The organism is Cryobacterium sp. N21 (genome assembly GCF_002929575.1).
GTDB classification, from domain to species: domain Bacteria; phylum Actinomycetota; class Actinomycetes; order Actinomycetales; family Microbacteriaceae; genus Cryobacterium; species Cryobacterium flavum.
The window spans coordinates 83,421-101,285 of sequence record NZ_PJJQ01000027.1 but is presented as its reverse complement, the minus strand read 5'-3'; the positions used below and the strand labels follow the sequence as shown (position 1 = coordinate 101,285).

The 17,865-nt window shown below is 65.1% G+C and carries 16 protein-coding genes; 2 read left to right on the top strand and 14 right to left on the bottom strand.

Annotated features, from left to right (window positions below):
* The 7 genes from xylB to CXY77_RS04095 form a co-directional block, all read right to left on the bottom strand.
* A complete protein-coding gene (gene xylB, locus CXY77_RS04125) occupies positions 1–1,410 on the bottom strand; it encodes a xylulokinase (protein WP_233197215.1) in 1,410 nt (469 codons plus the stop codon).
* A gap of 32 nt (positions 1,411–1,442) precedes the next feature.
* A complete protein-coding gene (locus CXY77_RS04120) occupies positions 1,443–2,948 on the bottom strand; it encodes a mannitol dehydrogenase family protein (protein WP_104129738.1) in 1,506 nt (501 codons plus the stop codon).
* Positions 2,949–2,959: 11 nt separating this feature from the next.
* Positions 2,960–3,676 carry an HAD-IA family hydrolase gene (locus CXY77_RS04115; RefSeq protein ID WP_199181876.1) on the bottom strand — a complete coding sequence of 239 codons (717 nt, stop codon included), beginning with the start codon at positions 3,674–3,676 and terminating at the stop codon, positions 2,960–2,962.
* Positions 3,673–4,473: a DeoR/GlpR family DNA-binding transcription regulator gene (locus tag CXY77_RS20905; RefSeq protein ID WP_092338587.1), complete on the bottom strand. Its 801-nt coding sequence runs from the start codon at positions 4,471–4,473 to the stop codon at positions 3,673–3,675. The genes CXY77_RS04115 and CXY77_RS20905 overlap by 4 nt, the downstream gene beginning before the upstream one ends.
* 41 nt (positions 4,474–4,514) lie before the next feature.
* The gene (locus CXY77_RS04105; RefSeq protein ID WP_092338585.1) at positions 4,515–5,411 is read right to left on the bottom strand and encodes a carbohydrate ABC transporter permease; all 897 of its coding nucleotides are present in this window, start codon (positions 5,409–5,411) and stop codon (positions 4,515–4,517) included.
* Entirely contained in the window at positions 5,408–6,385 is a 978-nt protein-coding gene (locus CXY77_RS04100; protein WP_104129737.1) for a carbohydrate ABC transporter permease, read from the bottom strand. Before CXY77_RS04100 ends, CXY77_RS04105 begins: the two co-directional genes overlap by 4 nt.
* Positions 6,386–6,468: 83 nt before the next feature.
* Complete coding sequence (locus tag CXY77_RS04095) at positions 6,469–7,809, bottom strand: ABC transporter substrate-binding protein (RefSeq protein WP_233197214.1); 1,341 nt, start codon at positions 7,807–7,809, stop codon at positions 6,469–6,471.
* A gap of 256 nt (positions 7,810–8,065) precedes the next feature.
* Here CXY77_RS04095 and CXY77_RS04090 point away from each other — a divergent pair, with 256 nt between their 5' ends.
* Positions 8,066–8,830 (top strand): DeoR/GlpR family DNA-binding transcription regulator, encoded by a 765-nt coding sequence (locus tag CXY77_RS04090; protein WP_092338580.1) that lies wholly within the window; start codon positions 8,066–8,068, stop codon positions 8,828–8,830.
* Positions 8,831–8,838: 8 nt separating this feature from the next.
* Here CXY77_RS04090 and CXY77_RS04085 read toward each other — a convergent pair whose 3' ends face one another.
* The 5 genes from CXY77_RS04085 to CXY77_RS04065 form a co-directional block, all read right to left on the bottom strand.
* Positions 8,839–9,606, bottom strand: a complete 768-nt coding sequence (locus CXY77_RS04085; protein ID WP_104089883.1) for a hypothetical protein — start codon at positions 9,604–9,606, stop codon at positions 8,839–8,841.
* A gap of 28 nt (positions 9,607–9,634) precedes the next feature.
* Positions 9,635–10,438 carry a hypothetical protein gene (locus CXY77_RS04080; protein WP_134505226.1) on the bottom strand — a complete coding sequence of 268 codons (804 nt, stop codon included), beginning with the start codon at positions 10,436–10,438 and terminating at the stop codon, positions 9,635–9,637.
* Positions 10,435–10,779 (bottom strand): PadR family transcriptional regulator, encoded by a 345-nt coding sequence (locus CXY77_RS04075; protein WP_092338574.1) that lies wholly within the window; start codon positions 10,777–10,779, stop codon positions 10,435–10,437. Before CXY77_RS04075 ends, CXY77_RS04080 begins: the two co-directional genes overlap by 4 nt.
* 180 nt (positions 10,780–10,959) lie before the next feature.
* A complete protein-coding gene (locus tag CXY77_RS04070) occupies positions 10,960–11,901 on the bottom strand; it encodes a serine hydrolase (protein WP_104129736.1) in 942 nt (313 codons plus the stop codon).
* 95 nt (positions 11,902–11,996) lie between these two features.
* Positions 11,997–13,961, bottom strand: coding sequence for a M13 family metallopeptidase (locus CXY77_RS04065; protein WP_104129735.1), 1,965 nt, complete (start codon positions 13,959–13,961; stop codon positions 11,997–11,999).
* A gap of 275 nt (positions 13,962–14,236) precedes the next feature.
* Between CXY77_RS04065 and CXY77_RS04060 the strand changes: the two genes are divergently transcribed.
* A complete protein-coding gene (locus CXY77_RS04060; protein ID WP_104129734.1) occupies positions 14,237–14,746 on the top strand; it encodes a hypothetical protein in 510 nt (169 codons plus the stop codon).
* A gap of 237 nt (positions 14,747–14,983) precedes the next feature.
* Here CXY77_RS04060 and CXY77_RS04055 read toward each other — a convergent pair whose 3' ends face one another.
* Together CXY77_RS04055 and CXY77_RS04050 are read right to left on the bottom strand one after the other, a co-directional pair.
* On the bottom strand, positions 14,984–16,210 hold the full coding sequence (locus tag CXY77_RS04055) for an ATP-binding protein (protein WP_104129733.1): 1,227 nt from the start codon (positions 16,208–16,210) through the stop codon (positions 14,984–14,986).
* A gap of 235 nt (positions 16,211–16,445) precedes the next feature.
* A complete protein-coding gene (locus tag CXY77_RS04050) occupies positions 16,446–17,864 on the bottom strand; it encodes an NAD(P)(+) transhydrogenase (Re/Si-specific) subunit beta (RefSeq protein ID WP_104089891.1) in 1,419 nt (472 codons plus the stop codon).
* Position 17,865: the final 1 nt, after the last annotated feature.

Genomic DNA, 17,865 nt, shown 5'->3' with positions numbered 1-17,865 from the left:
TCAAACCCCGTAGATCAAGCCGCGCTGCTCGGCGTAGCGGGCGCGCACGTCGACGGCCCAGTCCCGGGCGGCTGAGGGCGTGAGTTCGGTCGCGATCTCGCGCTTCCACTCGGGAAACTCGCCGTCAAGGGCCCAGGCGGCCTGCCGGGCGGCGCCGAGAGCCACGTATTCGCCGGGGGCTGGCAGAAGGACCGGCACGCCGAAGACATCCGCTGCGATCTTCTGCACGGCAGGCGATTGTGAGCCGCCGCCGATCAGAATGACCTGGCGCACGGGCACGCCCTGGCTGCGCAGCGAGTCGAGTGCGTCGGCGAGGCTGCAGACCAGTCCCAAAACGGATGCCTGGGCCAGGTTTTCGGGGCGCATATTGCCCCGTTGCATGCCGGTCAGCGAGCCGGTGGCATCCGGCAGGTTCGGGGTGCGTTCGCCGTCGAGGTAGGGCAGCATGAGCAGACCGTCGGCGTCGATCGGGGCGCTCAGAGCGAGCGCGCCGAAGCGTTCGATGTTCACGTCGAGCATGCCGGCCGTGGCCACGAGCGTGCGGGCGCCATTGATGGTGGCGAGCAGGGGAAGCTGACCGCCTACGGCGTCGGCGAACCCGGCGACCGAGCCGGAGGCATCCGCTATCTGGGCAGCGGTGCTGGCGAACACGGTGCCGCTCGTGCCGATAGACACGATCACGTCGCCTTCTTCGGCCCCGAGGCCGAGTGCGGCTGAGGCGTTGTCGCCGGCGCCGGCCGAGACGATGACGCCGCCGCTGGTGACCCCGGCCCGCTCCGACGGGCCGAGCACCCGCGGCACACTGGCTGCGCGGCCGAGGGCGGACTCGAGCAGATCGAGGCGGTACTCGTTGCTGTGCACCGAGAAGTATCCGGTGCCGGAGGCGTCGCTGCGATCAGTCGTGGCCTCAACGGGCCGGCCGAGAATGTTCCAGGTGAGCCAGTCGTGCGGCAGCAGCACCTGTTCGACGCGGGCGGCGAGCTCGGGCCGGTTCTCGTGCATCCAGGCCAGCTTCGTGATGGTGAACGACGCGACCGGCACGACGCCGACCTCATCGGCCCACATCGAGGCACCGTACTGCTCGGTGAGCGCTCTGGCCTGCGGGGCACTGCGAACATCGTTCCAGAGCAGGGCGTCGTGCACGGGCGTGCCGGTGTCATCGAGGGCGACCATGCCGTGCTGCTGCGCGCTCACACCAAGAGCGAGCACGTTGCCGGCGCCAGCGGCCGCGTCGGCGCCTCCGGCTTGCTCGAAGGCGTCCCACCAACGCGCAGGGTTGATGCTCGTGCCGTCGGGGTGGGGTGCGCTCTGCAGCTGCAAAAGCTCACCGGTGTCGGCGTCGACGCTCACGACCTTGCAACTCTGGGTCGAGGAATCGACTCCGACCACCACTCGACGTTTCAGTGCCAACGCATCTCCTTTGAAACCTAGTTGTGATCAGCCTAATCGAGGGACTTCAGGAGATGTTCGAGGGTGCAACGGGCTCCGACCGTGTGCAGCAGGCCAAGCGCATGGTCGTAAGCCGCCACGAAGGCGTCGTCGTCGATCAGGTCACCGAACAGGTCCCGGTCGCGCAGGAAGGAGTGCGGGTCGCTCGCGTAACCGGTGGCGTTCTGCATGACGGTGCCTTTGACGCGGTCGACGACGTCGATCGGTTCACCGTGCTCGTCAATGCCCTCGGCGTAGCGGGCCCAGCTCGCCACGATCGCGGCGGAGAGGGCGAGCTCGCCGCCCCGGGCGGACTGCTCGCGGATCACCGGCAGCAGCCACTTGGGAATGCGGTCGCTCGACTCGGCGGCCAGGCGGGCAACGGTGTCGCGCACCCCCGGGTTGCTGAACCGTTCGATGAGCTGCGTCTTGTAGTCCTCGAGGTCGATGCCGGGTACCGGCTTGAGCGTCAATGATCCCTCGCGGTCCATGTAGGCGCGCAGGAACCCGGCGATGAGCGGGTCGGCCGCGGCGTCGTGCACGAGGCGGTAGCCCATCAAATGCGCAAAGTAGGCAAGCCCCTGGTGGCTCGCATTGAGCAGGCGCAGCTTCATGAGCTCGTACGGTTCGACGTCGCTCACGAGCTGGGCGGCCGACTTCTCGTACGGCGGGCGGCCGTCGGTGAACGCATCTTCGAGCACCCACTGCAGGAACGGCTCGCAGACGACGGGCCAGCGGTCGGCGAGACCGAAGGCCTTCGCGATCTGGGCTCGGTCGTCGTCGGTTGTGACCGGGGTGATGCGGTCGACCATAGAGTTCGGAAAGCTCACGGAGGCGTCAATCCAGGCGCCGAGGTCTGCGTCCTTGGCCGTGGCGAAGGCCACGAAGGAGCGGCGGGCGACGCGGCCGTTGTCCTGTAGGTTGTCGCAGGACATGACGGTGAACGGCGGGGTCGAGCGTTCGCGGCGACGACGCAGGGCCTCGACGACAAGGCCGAAGACCGTCGTGGGGGCGGCATCCGCTTGCAGGTCGGCGGCGACCTGCGGGTTGCTGAGGTCGAACCGGCCGCTGACCGGGTGGATGTTATAGCCGCCCTCGGTGACGGTGAGGGAGACGATTTTCACCTCGGGGCTCGCGAGGCGTTCGATCACGGCCTCGACGTCGTCGGGGGCGAACAAGTAGTCGATGATCGACCCGATCACGCGGGCGTCGAGCGTGCCGTCCGGGTGTTTCACGACGAGCGTGTACAGGCCGTCCTGCTCGAGCAGGGCGTCGCGCATGCGGGCGTCGGAGGGCATGACGCCGACACCGCAGATGGCATAGTTGCGGGCGAGGCCCTGCTCGAGCAGGTCGTCGATCATGAGGGCCTGGTGCGCGCGGTGAAAACCGCCAACGCCGAAGTGCACGATGCCGGCCGTGAGACCAGCGCGGTCGTAGCTGGGAACCTGCACGGTCGCGGGCAGCGACGACAGTGTCGCGTTGCGCAGCGGGGCCAGGGCGGGAGTCGTGGTGTCGGTCATGCGTTCCTCATTCATTCGGTGGGCGATTGCGTCGGTGCAGCGTAGGCAGGGTCGGCGCGCAACTGCACTGCGCCGCCCAGATACAGCTGGGTGCCGTCAAAGCGGATGCCGCCCAGGTCTGCTAAAACGAGGGTCGCCCTGGTGTCCAGTCCGCGCACGCCGATGCCGACGGTGAGGCCGATCTGGGCGGCCTGCGCCGACTCCACGCCGGCGTCGGCGTCTTCAAACACGACGGCTCGGCGCGGGTCGATGCCGAGCCGCTGCACCCCCAGGCGATACGGGTCAGGGGCGGGTTTGCCGCGCGTCACATCGTCGAAGGTGACGAGGCCCACCGGGCAGGGCAGCCCAGCAGCCCGCAGCCGGGCGCGGGCCACGACGGCCACGGCGCTCGTCACGATGGTGAACCGGGCGCTAGGCAGCGCCAGCAGCAGGTCGCGGGCGCCGGGCAGGGCTCGCACGAGCGGGGCCGTTTCGACCTCTTTCAGCATGAGCGCGTGGTCCGCGCGGTGCACGTCGACGGCCGGCACGAGTTCGGCGATTGTCTCCCTGGCCGGTCGGCCGTGGATGATGTCGCGGTTAAAGTCGAAGCCGGGAGCATACTCGACGGCCCATTCGTTCCAGGCTACGGCGGCGGCTTCGTCGGAGTTGACGAGCACCCCATCGCAGTCGAACAGCAGGCCGTCGATCGGGTAGCTGCCGATCTCCGACGCCAGGCTGGCCGCCGTCACTGTGTAATCTCCGATTCGAGCGCGCTCGCACGCAACACGGGCACACCGGCCTCGGCGGCCAGGGCGAGGATCGCGTCATTCACTTCCCCGTCGACGACGAGGTGGTCGACCTCGTCGAGCTGAGCGAACTTCACCAGGCCGTGCGCTTGGAACTGGTCATGGTCGGCGACGAGTACGACGGTGGTGGCGGCATCCATTGCGGCGCGCTTGATGCGGGCGGCTTTCGGGTTTGCAGCGAGCAGCTGGCCGCTCGGGGTGAGGCCGCTCACGCTGATGAACGCGAGGTCGATGCGAATGTGCTCGAGCGATTCTCGGGCCCACTGGCCGGATTGCGAGTCGTCGACCGGATCGACGGCACCGCCGAGGTTGTAGACCGAGAGTTCGGAGTTGCGGCTTGCCACGAGGGCCACCGGAATCGAGGTCGTCACCACCTGCAGCGCGGCGGAGTTCGGCAGGCACACCGACAGCGCCTCGGCAATCGGCCCGGCATCGAGAAAGAGGATGCCGCGCTCCGGCAGCAGGGTCGCCGCCAGGGTGGCGACCGGGTGGGCGACCGGCTCGGGCACCGTCAGCCGGTCGAGGTCGTTGACCGGGTCGGCGACGCTGATCGCACCGCCGTGGGCTCGACGCAGCCGTCCGTCGTCTTCGAGGGTGCGCAGGTCGCGGCGAATAGTCTCCTCCGCAACGGCGAGCGACTCGGCGAGCTCGTTCACCTCGACCCGGCCGGCACCGGCGAGCGCGAGCAGAATGCTCGCGCGACGGTCATCGGCGCTGCGACTGGTTGGATCCGGTTTCATCTGGGCTCCCCTGGTGTTCTCGACGACAGGTGTTCTTACAACTACTTGATCGCGCCCATGGCGAGGCCCGTGACGAGGCGCTTCTGCGCCAGCCAGCCAGCCAGGACCACGGGAAGAACCGCGAGAGTCGATGCTGCCGAGAGTACCGCGAGAAACTGCCCGCGCCCGTCGACGAAGCTGCCGAGGAACGGGGGAGTGGTGCGTGCCATGGTGGAGGTGAGCAGGCTGGCCAGGAAGTACTCGTTCCAGGCGAAGATGAAGCAGATCAGCGCGGCCGCAGCGATGCCGGGGGCGACGATGGGCATGACCACGCGCACGAGCTCGGTGAAGAAGTTGGCACCGTCGATCTGGGCCGCTTCGACGATCTCGAGCGGCACCTCGCTGAAGAACGAGCGCATCATCCACACCGCGAGCGGCAGGTTCATGCCCACGTAGAGAACGCTCAGGGCCGTGATGTTGTCGAGCATTCCGAGTCCCTGCAGCAGCAGATAGATGGGAATGATCGCGGCCGCGATCGGCATGAACCGGGTGGAAATGAAGAAGAACAGCGCGTCGGTCGACTTGATGATCGGGCGTATGGAGAGGCCGTACGCCGCCGGAATTGCCAGCAGCAGCACGATGACGGTGCTCATGACGCTCGCGGTGAGCGAGTTGAGCAGGTAGACGCCGAACCCGCGGTCGAGCACTTCACTAAAGCGGTCGAGGGAGAGTGCGGTGAAGATGGTCGGAGTTCGGGTCGCCGCCGCGGACTCGGTCTTGAAGGCGGTGAAGACCATCCAGGCCACCGGAAAGAAGAATCCGAGCGTGACGATCCACGTGAAAATGGTGAGCGCCGTGCTGGTAGCGCGGTGGCGCATCCGCTTGGCACGGCGGTGCGACGGGGCCGGGGCGCTTGCGCGAGGTACGGTGCCGGGCTTGGTGGCGGTGGCGGTACTCATGATTTGGCTCCTTCACTGGAGAAGATCTTGAAGAGAAGGCGAAGGGCGACGCTCGCCACGATGATGGTGAGCAGAACGGTGATCACGCCATAGGCGGCCGCTTCGCCGATTTCGAGGCCCACGAAGGCGCGTTCGTAAAGCAGGTAGGAAAGGGTCTTGGTGCCGCCCGTGCCGCGAGTCATGATGGCGATCGGGTCGAAGACCTGCAGCAGCATGATGCCGCCGAGCAGCACGGCCAGCTCGATGTACTGGCGCAGGTGCGGGAGGGTCATGTGCAGAAAGCTGCGAACTGGGCCGGCTCCATCAACGGATGCCGCCTCCAGCGTCTCCTTGCTCTGGCTCTGCAGCCCGGCGAGCAGGATGAGCATCATGAACGGCGTGTACTGCCAGGTGAGCACCATGATCACGGTGAGGGCGGGAAAGTCGGTGTTCCACTGCACGGGGTCGACGCCGAGCACCGAGAGGCCCCAGTTGACCATGCCGACGTTCGCGTCGAGCATGGACCATTTGAAGATGAGGGCTGCGGCGGCAGGCATCATGAGGAACGGCGTAATGACGAGGGTGCGGGCCAGGCCCTGGCCGAAGAACTTGCGGTTGAGCAGCAGGGCGATGCCGAGGCCGAAGAGAACGGAGAGCACGATCGACGAACCGGTGATGACCACGGTCGCCGACAGTGATTGCATGAACGCGCCGCCGGTGAAAACGGTCACGTAGTTGTCGAAGCCGGCGAAGCCGCGCGAGCCGGGACGCATCAGGTTCCAGTTTTGGAACGAGTAGTAGATGGTGACGAGGAAGGGAATCTGCGTCACGAGAATGGCGACGACGATGGCCGGCCAGACCAAGGTGCGTGCCAGGCGGAGGGCCTTCTTCTGGCCGGCGCTCAGCTCCGGCGTCGAGGGGCGGCGAAGCGTGCGTGATGCGGCGGGGGCCGGGTCGTGCGCGGGTTCAGCCACGATCAAATCTGGCGCGGTCATCTCTGAGTTCCTTCTCGTTCTCGGCGTTGAACTGACGAGGTTTGGGCGGCGCCTGATCGACGCCGCCCGCGTTTGTGTGCTGGTTACTTCTGGGCGTCTCCGGCTTGCTGGGCCAGCTCCTGGCCCTTGTTGAGAACGTTCTCAACGGTGTCGCGGCCGGCGAAGACGTCGGCGATGTCCTGCGAGACTTGGTTGCCGAGGTCCTGGAACTCCGGCACGGTGACGTACTGGATGCCGACCCACGGCTGCGGGTTCACTCCGGGCTGCGTCGGGTTGACCCCGAGCATGATGTCCTTGGTGATCGGTGCGAACGCCGAGGCTGCGGCGAGGTAGTCGGCGTTCTCGTAGGTCGAGGTGCGGGATCCCGGGGGAACGCGCTCCCAGCCGAGAGTGGTGCCGACGAGGTTGATGTACTCGGTGCTGGTCGCCCAGCTCACGAACTCCCACGCGGCGTCCTGGTTGTTGCTGGTCTTCGGAATGGCGAGGTTCCAGGCCCAGAGCCAGCCGGATTCCTCGGTTTCCTTGACCGGGGCGTGCACGTAGCCGATCTTGCCGGCGACGGCGGAACCATCGGCCTCGATGGGGCCGGCAGCGCTCGTGGCGTCGTACCACATGGCCGCGTTGCCCTGCGAGAACAGGTTGAGGCACTCGGTGAAGCCGGTCGAGACGGGGTCGGCTTCGCCGGCATCCTTCACGAGGTCGGTGTAGAACTGTACGGCTTCGGTGAACTCGGGCGAGTTGACCTCGGCGTTCCAGTCCTCATCGAACCAGCTGCCGCCGAAGGTCTGCACGACAGTGGTCAGCGGGGCGAACAGCTCGCCCCAGCCGGGCTTGCCGCGCAGGCAGATGCCGGCCACGTCGTCGGACTTGAGGGTGCGGGCGAAGCCGGCAACCTCGTCCCAGGTGGGGTTGGTCGGCATTTCGAGGCCGGCCGCGGCGAACATGTCCTTGTTGTACATCAGGAAGGACGACTCGCCGTAGAACGGAACGGCAAAGAGGCTGTCGTCGACGGTGAGGGCTTCGCGCACGGGCGGCAGCAGGTCGTTGACGTTGTAGGCGGTGTCGGCTTCGGCGAGCGGGCCGAGGTCGACGAGCCAGTCGTTCTGGCCCCAGATCGGCACCTCGTAGCTGCCGACGGTGACGATGTCGTACTGGCCGCCCTGGGTGGCGACGTCCTTGGTGACGGCGTCACGCAGGTCGTTTTCTTCCATCGCGACGAAGTTCACCGTGATGTCGGGGTGGGAATCTTCGAAGGCGCCCTTGAGCTCCTCCATGTCCTTCATCTGCGGGTTGTTCACCGTAGCCAGGGTCAGTGTCACCGGGCCGTCGGCCTGCTGTGCGCCGCCTCCGGCTCCGCTGCATCCGGCCAAAAGCACACCCACCGAAGAGAAGGCGATTGCGCTGAGGGCAAGCCTTTTCTTCATGGAATAAGACTTCGTCATCTCAAACCTCTTCATCGTCGACACGTCCTTGTGGACTGGTATGTAGTTACTGTGACCCGATTGAGTGGAAAACGCAACTTAAATTGTGGTTTTGTGATGTTTTTGTGACGACGAATTGCCCGAGTCTGCATTATTTTTGCTGCGAAACCACAAAAACGGATGCCATCGGCCGGCTTCCGCCCGTCGGATTGCTAGTCTGAGGCGACGGCTGCGCGCCGTCGACTGCGAGGAGGCAGGCATGTATCCAGCGGAACGACAGGCCGCAATCATCGCGCTCGCGCAGGGTGGCACCGGCGAGATCTCCGTGGCCGCTGCGAGCGTCGCGCTCGAGGTCACCGCCGAGACCATTCGCCGCGACCTCGTGGTGCTCGAACGCCAGGGCGTCATCCGGCGCCAGCACGGCGGTGCCCGCCTGGTGCAGAGCACGCCGTTCGAGATTGCCCTCGCGCAGCGGCGGTTGGAGAACGCGCCACAGAAACATCGCATCGCCCAGCGTGTGCTGCAGGAATTGCCGGAGGATGGCGTTGTGCTGCTGGATTCCGGCGCACTCACGCTGGTGATCGCATCCGTTTTTCCGGAGGACCGGCGATTGATCGTTGTGACCAACAATCTGCCCGCTGTGCGGCTGCTTTCGCGTAAACCGCTGCTCACGGTGCTCGCGCTGCCCGGTCGGGTGCGCAGTGTGTCGCAGGGAGCGGTCGACGAGTGGACTCGGGCACGCATCAGCCAGCTCAACGTGGACGTCGCGTTCGTCGGCGGCAACGGCCTGACCGCCGAGGCCGGGCTCACGACGACCATTCCCGACGAGGCCGAGGTGAAGCGTGCCATGATGCTGTCGGGGCGGCGGCGAGTGCTCGCCATGACCTCGAGCAAGATCGGTCAGAACTCGTTCTGCCACGTCGCCGACGCCAATGAGTTCGACCTCATCATCACCGACGACGGAATCGACCCGCGCCAGGCCCGCAAGCTGAGCGCCGCCGGGCCGGAGCTCGCGATCGTCTGAGCTGCGACCTAGCGCGCAACCGGCTCGCCGAACAGCGCGAACAGCCAGATCACGATCGATGCCATCACCATCGACCAGGTGACCAGGCCCAGAAATAGGCGGGTTGCGAGCGAGGGGCGTGATGCCGGCGTGACGCCCGGGTCGATGATGGGATCCTCCCGCAGGGAATGGCGTGCCTGGCTCCAGATCGCCGGAACGAGCACGAGCAGCGCCGAAATGATCACGACGGCCAGCGCGGGAACCGTGAAGAGAGTAGCAGCGGAGTCGATCGCGAGGTTCAGCCCGATGGGGAGGGCCAAGCCCAGCAGGACGGCGACCACGAACATCCAGGCCCGCGGGCGCACCCGCGCGAGCGACCGCAGGAACGTGGGCATCAGTACGGCGCCGACGATCACGATGACGAACATGGTGATGGTGGGCAGATCGACGCGCACCGCCTCCCCCTGCACGAGCGGCAGCGCCGACACCGTGAACCCGATGAGCCCCAGCACACCGAGACCGGCCCGCAGGCCCACCCCGTTCACCGCGCGTTGCGGCATGGTCGCCAGGCCGAGCTCGGCCGCGTAGTTCCTGGGGCTGCCGAAGCACTCTTCGGCGCTCGTTCCGGAGTCGGCCAGAAACTCCCGCGCACTGGCCAGCGCATCGCCGATGTCGATGCCCGGCACCGCGAGCAGTCGCAATTCGATCGTGAACTCGTCGAACCAGGTTGCGTCGTCCAGCTTCGCCGAGCGGATGTCCGCGCTGCCGTTTTCGAGATCACGCGGGTTGGTCGTCATGATTCGGCCCCTCTTGTTGGATCGGACATCAATTACTCGGGTAGAGGGCGAAGGTGAGCACGAAGCTGATGGCACCGTAGACGACCATGATCCAGTTGGCACCCACGGCCAGAAGGCGCACCCCGCGGGACGGGAGGGTCGCGGCACCGGTGCCCGGCTCGATGATGAGATCCTTTTGCAGGTTCTGACGCACCTGGTTCCAGATGGCCGGCGCCAGAAGCAGGATTCCGGCCCCGATGGCGACCGGCAATGCCGGAATGCTCAGTAGCACGGCCTGCCCCCACCACACGCTGAGCAGAACGGGACCGATACCGCCGAACGATACCCCTGCCACGATCAACCCCACCGTCAGCGGGCGGTTCCGCGCGCGCACGAGGACGGAAACGACTCTCGGCATCAGCCCCAACAGGAGCAGCGTCACCCCCAGGGACACGACCATCCACAGTCGCACGGCCAGACCGTCGTCACCGCCCGCGAGGGGGTAGGACGTTTGGCCGAGCACTACCAGCCCGATCAACCCGATTCCGTTGGTCAGCAGGACCTCCCGATTCGATGACTTGTCCTCGGGAAGGGTCGGCAAATCGAGCTCGACGGCGTAGCGGGCGGCGCTGCCAAACGACTCCTCGGCACGGGCACCGGAGTCGGAGAGAAACTCGCGGGCGCTGGCCACGGCATCGCCGATGGCGGCGCCGGGCACCTCGAGCAGGCGCAGTTCGATCGTGAAATCGTCGAGCCAGGCCGCGTTGTCGGTCTCCCGTGCGGCCTCAGCCAAGCGGATGCCGGCCGTATCGGAATCGCTGCTGTCGTGATCGATCGGGTTGCTGGTCATCATGATTCGGCCGGCCCTTTCTGCAGGTGGTCGTGCACGGTGGTGGAGAAAAGTTGCCAGTGGGCAGACTGGTCCGCAAGTTCCTGCTGCCCGTCATCGGTGAGCGAGAAGTACTTGCGCCCGGGTCCCCCGGCGCCCGGTCGCCATTCGGCGGCGATCCAGCCGGCCGCCTCAAAGCGGGTGAGCAGCGGATAGAGCGTGCCACCCTTGATGGCGCCGAACCCCGCCGCTTCGAGCGCGGTCGCGATCGCATACCCGTAGGTCGGGCCGGGCGCGAGCGTGCGAAGCACGCACAGGCTGAGGGCCGCGCGCATCCAATCGGCCGGCCAGGGTTTCGGTTGCATGACTACATAGTCTCACTAGTTAGTCAGACTGTCTACTTGAGCAGGGACCAGCGCGGGACTTCGCAGGGCTGCGAACCGGGCACGTCGAGCCGACCCGTAGCTTTTAATGACCGAGGTGTGAGTTTCAGGCGCTTGAAACGTTTAAATCGGATTCGAAACTCACACCTCAGCACGCGCAACTCAGTGCACGTACTCCAGGAGGTCCGCCCCGACGGCGCGCATACCAGCGAGCACCGCGAGCCGGGTCATCAGCTGGGCGTCGTCGAACACCATCGACACCGCGTAGGTCACGCCGGCACGCGGACCCCGCAGGACTCCCACCTCGCAGCGCACCCCCGCAGCCGTCCCGGTCTTGTTGACCATGAGCAGGCCGTGATCGCTCTCCCGGTGGGCCAGCGGATCAAGTCCGAATGCACTGGCCACGAGCGACAGGTCGGTGTTGAGCGATAGCCAGCCGATCACCCGCGCGCTCGTCTCGGCGTCGACGATCTCGCCGCGGGCGAGCGCGGTGAGCAGCCAGGTGAGTTCCTTGGCGCTGCCCACGGACAGCTGTGGGGCGTCGTCCGGGCCGCGCTTGTCACGCACCAGGTCGAGCAGCGCCGTGCGGCTGAGCCCGAGTTGCTCGGTGCGGGCGCGTACCGAGTGCAGCCCGACGGCGCGAATAAGCACGTTTGTCGCGAGGTTGTCGCTCGTCGCGCCGACCAGCGCGGCGAGATCAGCGACGCCGAGTCGTGAAATCTGCAGGTGCTGCCAGACACCGGAATCGCTCACGGCATCCGCGCCGGACCGCTCGAGCATCGTGGCCAGGCCGAATTCGGCGTCGTTCAGGCGTACAGCCACCTCGATCAGCAGCAGCACCTTGCCAACGCTCGCCGTCGGCATCGACACGTGATCGTCGACCGAGAACAGCACCCGTCCGGTCGCGAGGTCGGTCGCGCGCGCCGAGACCTGCACCCCGTTGAGGGCGAGATCTCCGAGAAACGCGAAGCCGCGGGTGAAATCCTCAGGCTTGTCCGCCGTGCGGTGCTTGCCACCGGAGAGCGCGGCGTGGCGGGAACGGGCCGGGACAGCATCCGCTCGGCTGGAGGTAGCGCTGTCGCCATCGCGCCTGGAATAGACCACTGGGTCGATCCTCTCTTCGGCAAACGCCCCGCGCTGGCCTCATCCCCGGCTCAGAAGAACCTGCTCCACACTAACCCCCGACAGGGGCCACCGGGCTACCAGATGGTGACGCGCTTCTCGGGAGCGAGGTAAAGGGCATCCGCTTCGCCCACCTGGAACGCCTCGTAGAACGCGGGAATGTTGCTGACGATCTGGTTGCAGCGAAACTCGTTCGGCGAGTGCGGGTCGATCGCCAGCAAGCGGATGGCCTCAGCGTCGCGTAATTTCATCTGCCACGCCTGGGCCCAGGAGAGGAAGAAGCGTTCAGCGCCGGTGAAGCCATCGATAACCGGCGATTCTTCACCGTTCAGCGAGAGCAGGTAGGCCTTCCAGGCGATGGAGAGCCCGCCGAGGTCGCCGATGTTTTCACCGATCGTGAGCGCGCCGTTGACGGTGTTGCCCGGGATGGCCAGCGGCGTAAGACCCTCGAACTGCGCGATGAGCGCGGTCGTGCGCAGCTCGAACGCGGCCTTGTCCTCGGCGGTCCACCAGTCGGTGAGCCGGCCGTCGCCGTCGTACTTGGAGCCCTGATCGTCGAAGCCGTGACCGATCTCGTGGCCGATGACCGCACCGATCGCACCGTAGTTGGCGGCTGGGTCGCGCGCGTCGTCGAAGAAGGGAAACTGCAAAATGGCAGCCGGAAAAACGATCTCGTTGAATCCGGGGTTGTAATAGGCGTTGATGGTCTGCGGGGTCATGAACCATTCGTCGCGGTCGAGCGGCTTGCCGATCTTGCCGAGCTCACGCTGAAACTCGAACTCGCCAGCGGCCTTGACGTTGCTGATCAGGTCGTCTGCGGTGATCTGGAGGCTGGAATAGTTGCGCCATTTCACGGGATAACCGATCTTCGGCGTGAACTTGCTGAGCTTCTCGAGCGCCCTGGTGCGGGTCTCTTCGGTCATCCACTCGAGGGTGCTGATGCTGTTCTCGTAGGCCGCGACGAGGTTGGCCACGAGCACGTCCATGCTCTCCTTGGCGCTCGGCTTGAAGTGGCGTTCCACGTAGATGCGGCCGACGGCCTCGCCGAGGGCGCCCTCCACGAGCGAGACGCCGCGCTTCCAGCGGTCGCGCAGCTGCGGGGTGCCGCTCAGGGTGCGGCCGTAGAAGTCGAAATTCGCCTCCACGAATTCACCAGACAGATACGCAGCACTCGAGCGGATGACCTGCCAGCGCAGCCAGTCCTGCCACGACTGAAGGCGGTCTTCGGTGAGGGTGGTGGCGAGGCCGGCGATGTAGCTGGGCTCCCGCACGACGACCTCTTCGAGAGCGCCGGCCGGGGCGTCGAGGCCCTCCAGCCAGAGGTCAACGTCCGCGCCGGCAGCGAGCGCGGAGACCTGGCCCCAGGTGCGCAGGTTGTAGGTCTTCTCGCTGTCGCGGGTTTCGACCTTGTCCCAGTGATGCGAGGCGAGTTCGGTTTCCAGGGCGAAAACGCGCGCTGCGCGGTCGGCGGCGTCTGCGAAGCCGGCGAGGGTGAACATCCGCTCGAGGAACTCGAGGTACTTGGCCCGAATGTCGGCGAACTTCTCTTCGCGGTAGTACGACTCGTCGGGCAGGCCGATGCCGCCCTGGGCGATGAAGACGAGGTAACGTTCGGGGTTGCCCGGGTCGTTGTCGACGTAGAGGTGGAAGGCGCCGGCGACGCCGCCCCGCTCGAGGCGGCCGAGGGTCGCGAGCAGTTCGGAAATGGTGGTGACGGCGTCAACCGCCTTCAGGTCACTCTCCAGCGGGGTGGCGCCGAGCGCTTCGATGCGTTCTTCGTCGAGGAAGCTCGTGTAGAGGTCGCCGAACTTGCGCTCGAGGGTGCCGGCGGGGGCGGTCTGTGCCTCGACGATGATCTCGCGCACGGCCTTCTCGGCGTCTTCGGCAAGCATCATGAACGAGCCCCAGCGGGCCTTGTCGGAGGGGATCTCGCTGCGCGCGATCCATTTGCCGTTGACGTGCCGAAAGAGGTCGTCTTGCGGGCGCACCTCCGGGTCAAGTTCGTGTCTGTTGATTCCGGATGCAGTCGCCAGTGAGGTCATGGGTTCAGCCTATCTGGGGCAGGTGACAGGTGGCCCAACGAGCGAGATGCGAGCGGCCGCTGTCCTGGTTTGGAGCAAGACCTCAGCAATAGGTGGGTGACGTCGTTCGAGAATCTGACCGTCTTCAGTCCTTGACGCACAACGACGACTCTCCCGGCTCCCGGGGCGCTGCATCTACTGCGATTCCAACGCTGTGCTGAGAGCACAGTCGGCCCAATTGTTCGCTGTCAGCGGGTACCTTAGGCTGCACGACGAAAGGTGCGTGATACCGCGAGATGGACGCCCTAACACCCCACGAAGTCGAGCAACTTGTCTCACTCAGACTGGCGCTGGAGAACGCTCTCCTGCAATGCAATCGAGCCACGAAATACCGGCGCGGAACGGCGCTGGTAGCACTAGATACGGTCGTTGAGCGGGCCAGCGCCATCGTGGCCGTCACCAGCGGTGTACCCGTGCCGAAAAGCGGCAATCTCGATGACCTGATTAGCAAACTAAAGGAGTCACTTGGCGAACGTTGGGTTCCCGGCGTCTTGCCGGACATCAGGCAGCTCAGGCGCCCTCGGAACGCGGCCCAGCACGAGGGCCTGGAACCGGATAGGGAGCAGATCCCGTCCTGGGCTAGTGCGGTTGCTGTCTACGTAACGACACTCATCGATACACAATGTGCTCGGCATCACCCCGTACTTTCTGTCGAAGACCTCGAACAAACGCTGCGCGACGTTGACCCAGTAGTGACAGAACAACTGGTAATTCAAACAGAGACAAGGATCGACGTCTCCTTCTGACGACGGTCGCACGAGACGTAGAAACCACGCTCGACAAATTAGCTGAAACCAAGTCAAATTAGACTCGGCCAAATGCTGCCCGACTTGAGTTGTCATCCAGGATCTATACGTCGTCGGTCACGAAGGGGATCATGACGGCGAGCGGATGCTGTACACAGTCAAACCGCGGTTCTGCGGCATCAGCATTGGAAAGTTCCGCTTCTTCAATCCGGCCTACCGCGCAGGACCGCTGCTTTTTTACGGGGTCGGCGTGGTTTTTTTCCGTCGTTGTGGGGCGGGAACGTCCAACGTCGGAACAGCCCGCAACATGAATTGGTCAAAGTCGGGGACAGTGAACGCGGCGTAGCCATGTTCCGGTGTATACAGGAGGCCCATTTCTATCAACTCCGCCCGAGTCGGACCGACCTGTGTCGATTCTCGTCCCATGATTCGCGCAACATCTGACGCCTTTTGTGCGCCCGGCCCCAGTTCAGCCATCGCCCTCATGTATGCAGCCTGAAGGGGCGTTGACCGATCGAGTCGGACTCGGAAGAAGGATCCGTCAAGCTTGGAATCGTAGGCTTCCTTTGCAATCGCAACATCGTCACGGGTGATCCGATGCGCGTTCGCCACCGTCCAGACCTGATACCCGAGCTCCTGGATGAAGTAGGGATACCCCCGAGTCATCTCCATTGCAAGGTCGACGGCATCCTCGTTAAAAATTGCGCCCTCATTGGCTGCGGGCTCGGTGAGCGCCTTTCGCGCGTCGTCGCCTTCGAGCGATCCAATCTTCGGAAATTTGAAGAGCCGTTCAGCATACGACTTGGCATCGCCCGCTAGTTCTGTGATTTGAGGAAGACCGGCCCCGACGAAAGTGACGGGCAACTTCTTCTGCACCGTCTTGTGTACGGCCTGAATCAGGGCTTCGAGTTGAGGGCTTCCCAGGAATTGCACTTCGTCAATTAGGATTACCAATCCCTTTTCTTGCTCCTTCGCGGCTTCACCAATCGCAACAAGTACGTCGGTCAGATCCATGCCAAGATCGCCATGGTCGGCAAAGCCTTCTGCTGGTGGAACATCCCACGAGAGTGACCTTGCGCCTTGGCCATCCACTGACACCGCGAATGCGCTAAGCACCTCGGCAGCGCGCTTGCCTCGAGCAGTCCATCGAGCTCTCGGTGCCAGCCGAAGTAGTGCGGACTTTAGCTGCGAGAACATTGCCTGACGAAAATGAGTGTTGTTGTGTTTGCTCGCCTCGAGCTCGATCACTTCCCATTTTGAAGCGATGGCTATTTCGACGAATCGATTGAGCAGTACCGTCTTGCCAACCCCCCGGAGCCCAGTGATAATCATCGATTGCTCGGACCTGCCGCGGGAAAGTCGCTTGAGCAGCGTCTCGAAGGCCTCCGTCTGAGCGTCTCGCCCGATGAGGATCTCAGGTGCGGCGCCGGCATTCGGTGTGTACGGGTTGTCAATGTTTTCCACGTGGACAGTTTAGGCACTTTAGTTTGGTTTATCTATTTTTCCTAAAGTTACCTAATCTCCCAAATCGGACATGTCGGAGCCGGCCACGCACCCTCTGGTCCCTAGACCGATCACGCGACACCGGCCACCCGGCGAGGCTTACCGCAACCGGGTAGCGCGCACCCGATACGGGTGGGCGCTACGGTAACGGGCGTAGCGACCACCGGTATCAGGCGCGGTCGTGCAACAAGAACGCTTACAGCGCCTTGAGCTCCTCGGTCACCTGGGCAACGGACTTCTTGGCGTCGCCGAAGAGCATGGTGGTGTTGGTCGCGAAGAACAGAGGGTTTTCGATGCCGGCGAAGCCCGAGCTCATCGAGCGTTTGAGCACGATCACCGACCGGGACTCGGTCACGTTCAGCACGGGCATGCCGAAGATGGGCGAGTTGGGGTCGTTGCGGGCCGCGGGGTTGGTGACATCGTTGGCGCCGATGACGATGGTGACGTCCGTGCGTGAGAACTCGCCGTTGATGTCGTCCATTTCCTTCATGGCGTCGTAGGAGACGTCGGCCTCGGCGAGGAGCACGTTCATGTGCCCCGGCATACGTCCGGCCACCGGGTGGATGGCGTACTTGACCTCGATGCCGCGGGCTTCGAGCACCTTGGCCATGTCTTTCACGGCGTGCTGGGCCTGGGCCACAGCCAGGCCGTAGCCGGGCACGACGATGACCTGGTTGGCGTAGGCGAGCTTGATCGCGGCATCCGCTGCTGAAGTGGACTTCGCGTGCTGGTCACCGGTGCTGGTTGCCGCAACGCCCGTGGAACCGCCGCCGAAGCCGCCGGCCACGATGGAAAGGATCGACCGGTTCATGGCCTTGGCCATGAGGTTGGTGAGGATCGTGCCCGACGCCCCGACGATCATACCGGCGACGATCATCGCGATGTTGTTCAGCGCGAGCCCGGCCGCTGCCGCCGAGAGACCGGTGAGCGCGTTGAGCAGGGAGATGACGACCGGCATGTCGGCGCCGCCGATCGGGAGCACGGTCATGACCCCGAGGATGCCGGCCAGGATCAGGATTACGCCGAACCAGATCGGATCTGCGCCGGTACTGGCCGAGCCGATCCCGACGATGACGGCCGCGAGCACGGAGCCGAGGAACAGGATCGCGTTGAGCGGCTGCTGCAGGCGGCCGACCGAGAGCGGATGCCCGGGCAAAATCTGCTGCAGTTTCATGAACGCCACGATCGAGCCCCAGAACGACAAGGAACCGATGATGGCCGCGAACAGGGAGGCGATGACGAGCGGAAGCACCGGGCCGGACGCGACGCGCAGGCCGGTGAAGCCGTCGCTTTCGATGAACTCGCCCCAAGCGATGAGGGCGACTGTTCCGCCGCCGACGCCGTTGAACAGGGCGACGAGCTGCGGCACCGCCGTCATCTTCACCTTGCGGGCGGGCGGGATGCCGACGATCACTCCCACCACGAGGGCGGCGATGATCACCAGCCAGCTGCTGGTTTCGCGGATGTGGATCAGGGTCGCGATGAATGCGACGCCCATGCCGGCCGCGGCGATCTTGTTGCCGCGCACGGCAGACCGGGGCGCGGTCAGCCCCGACAGCCCGAGAATGAACATGGCGAAGGCGACGATATAGAGGGCGTAGACGAGGATATCCATG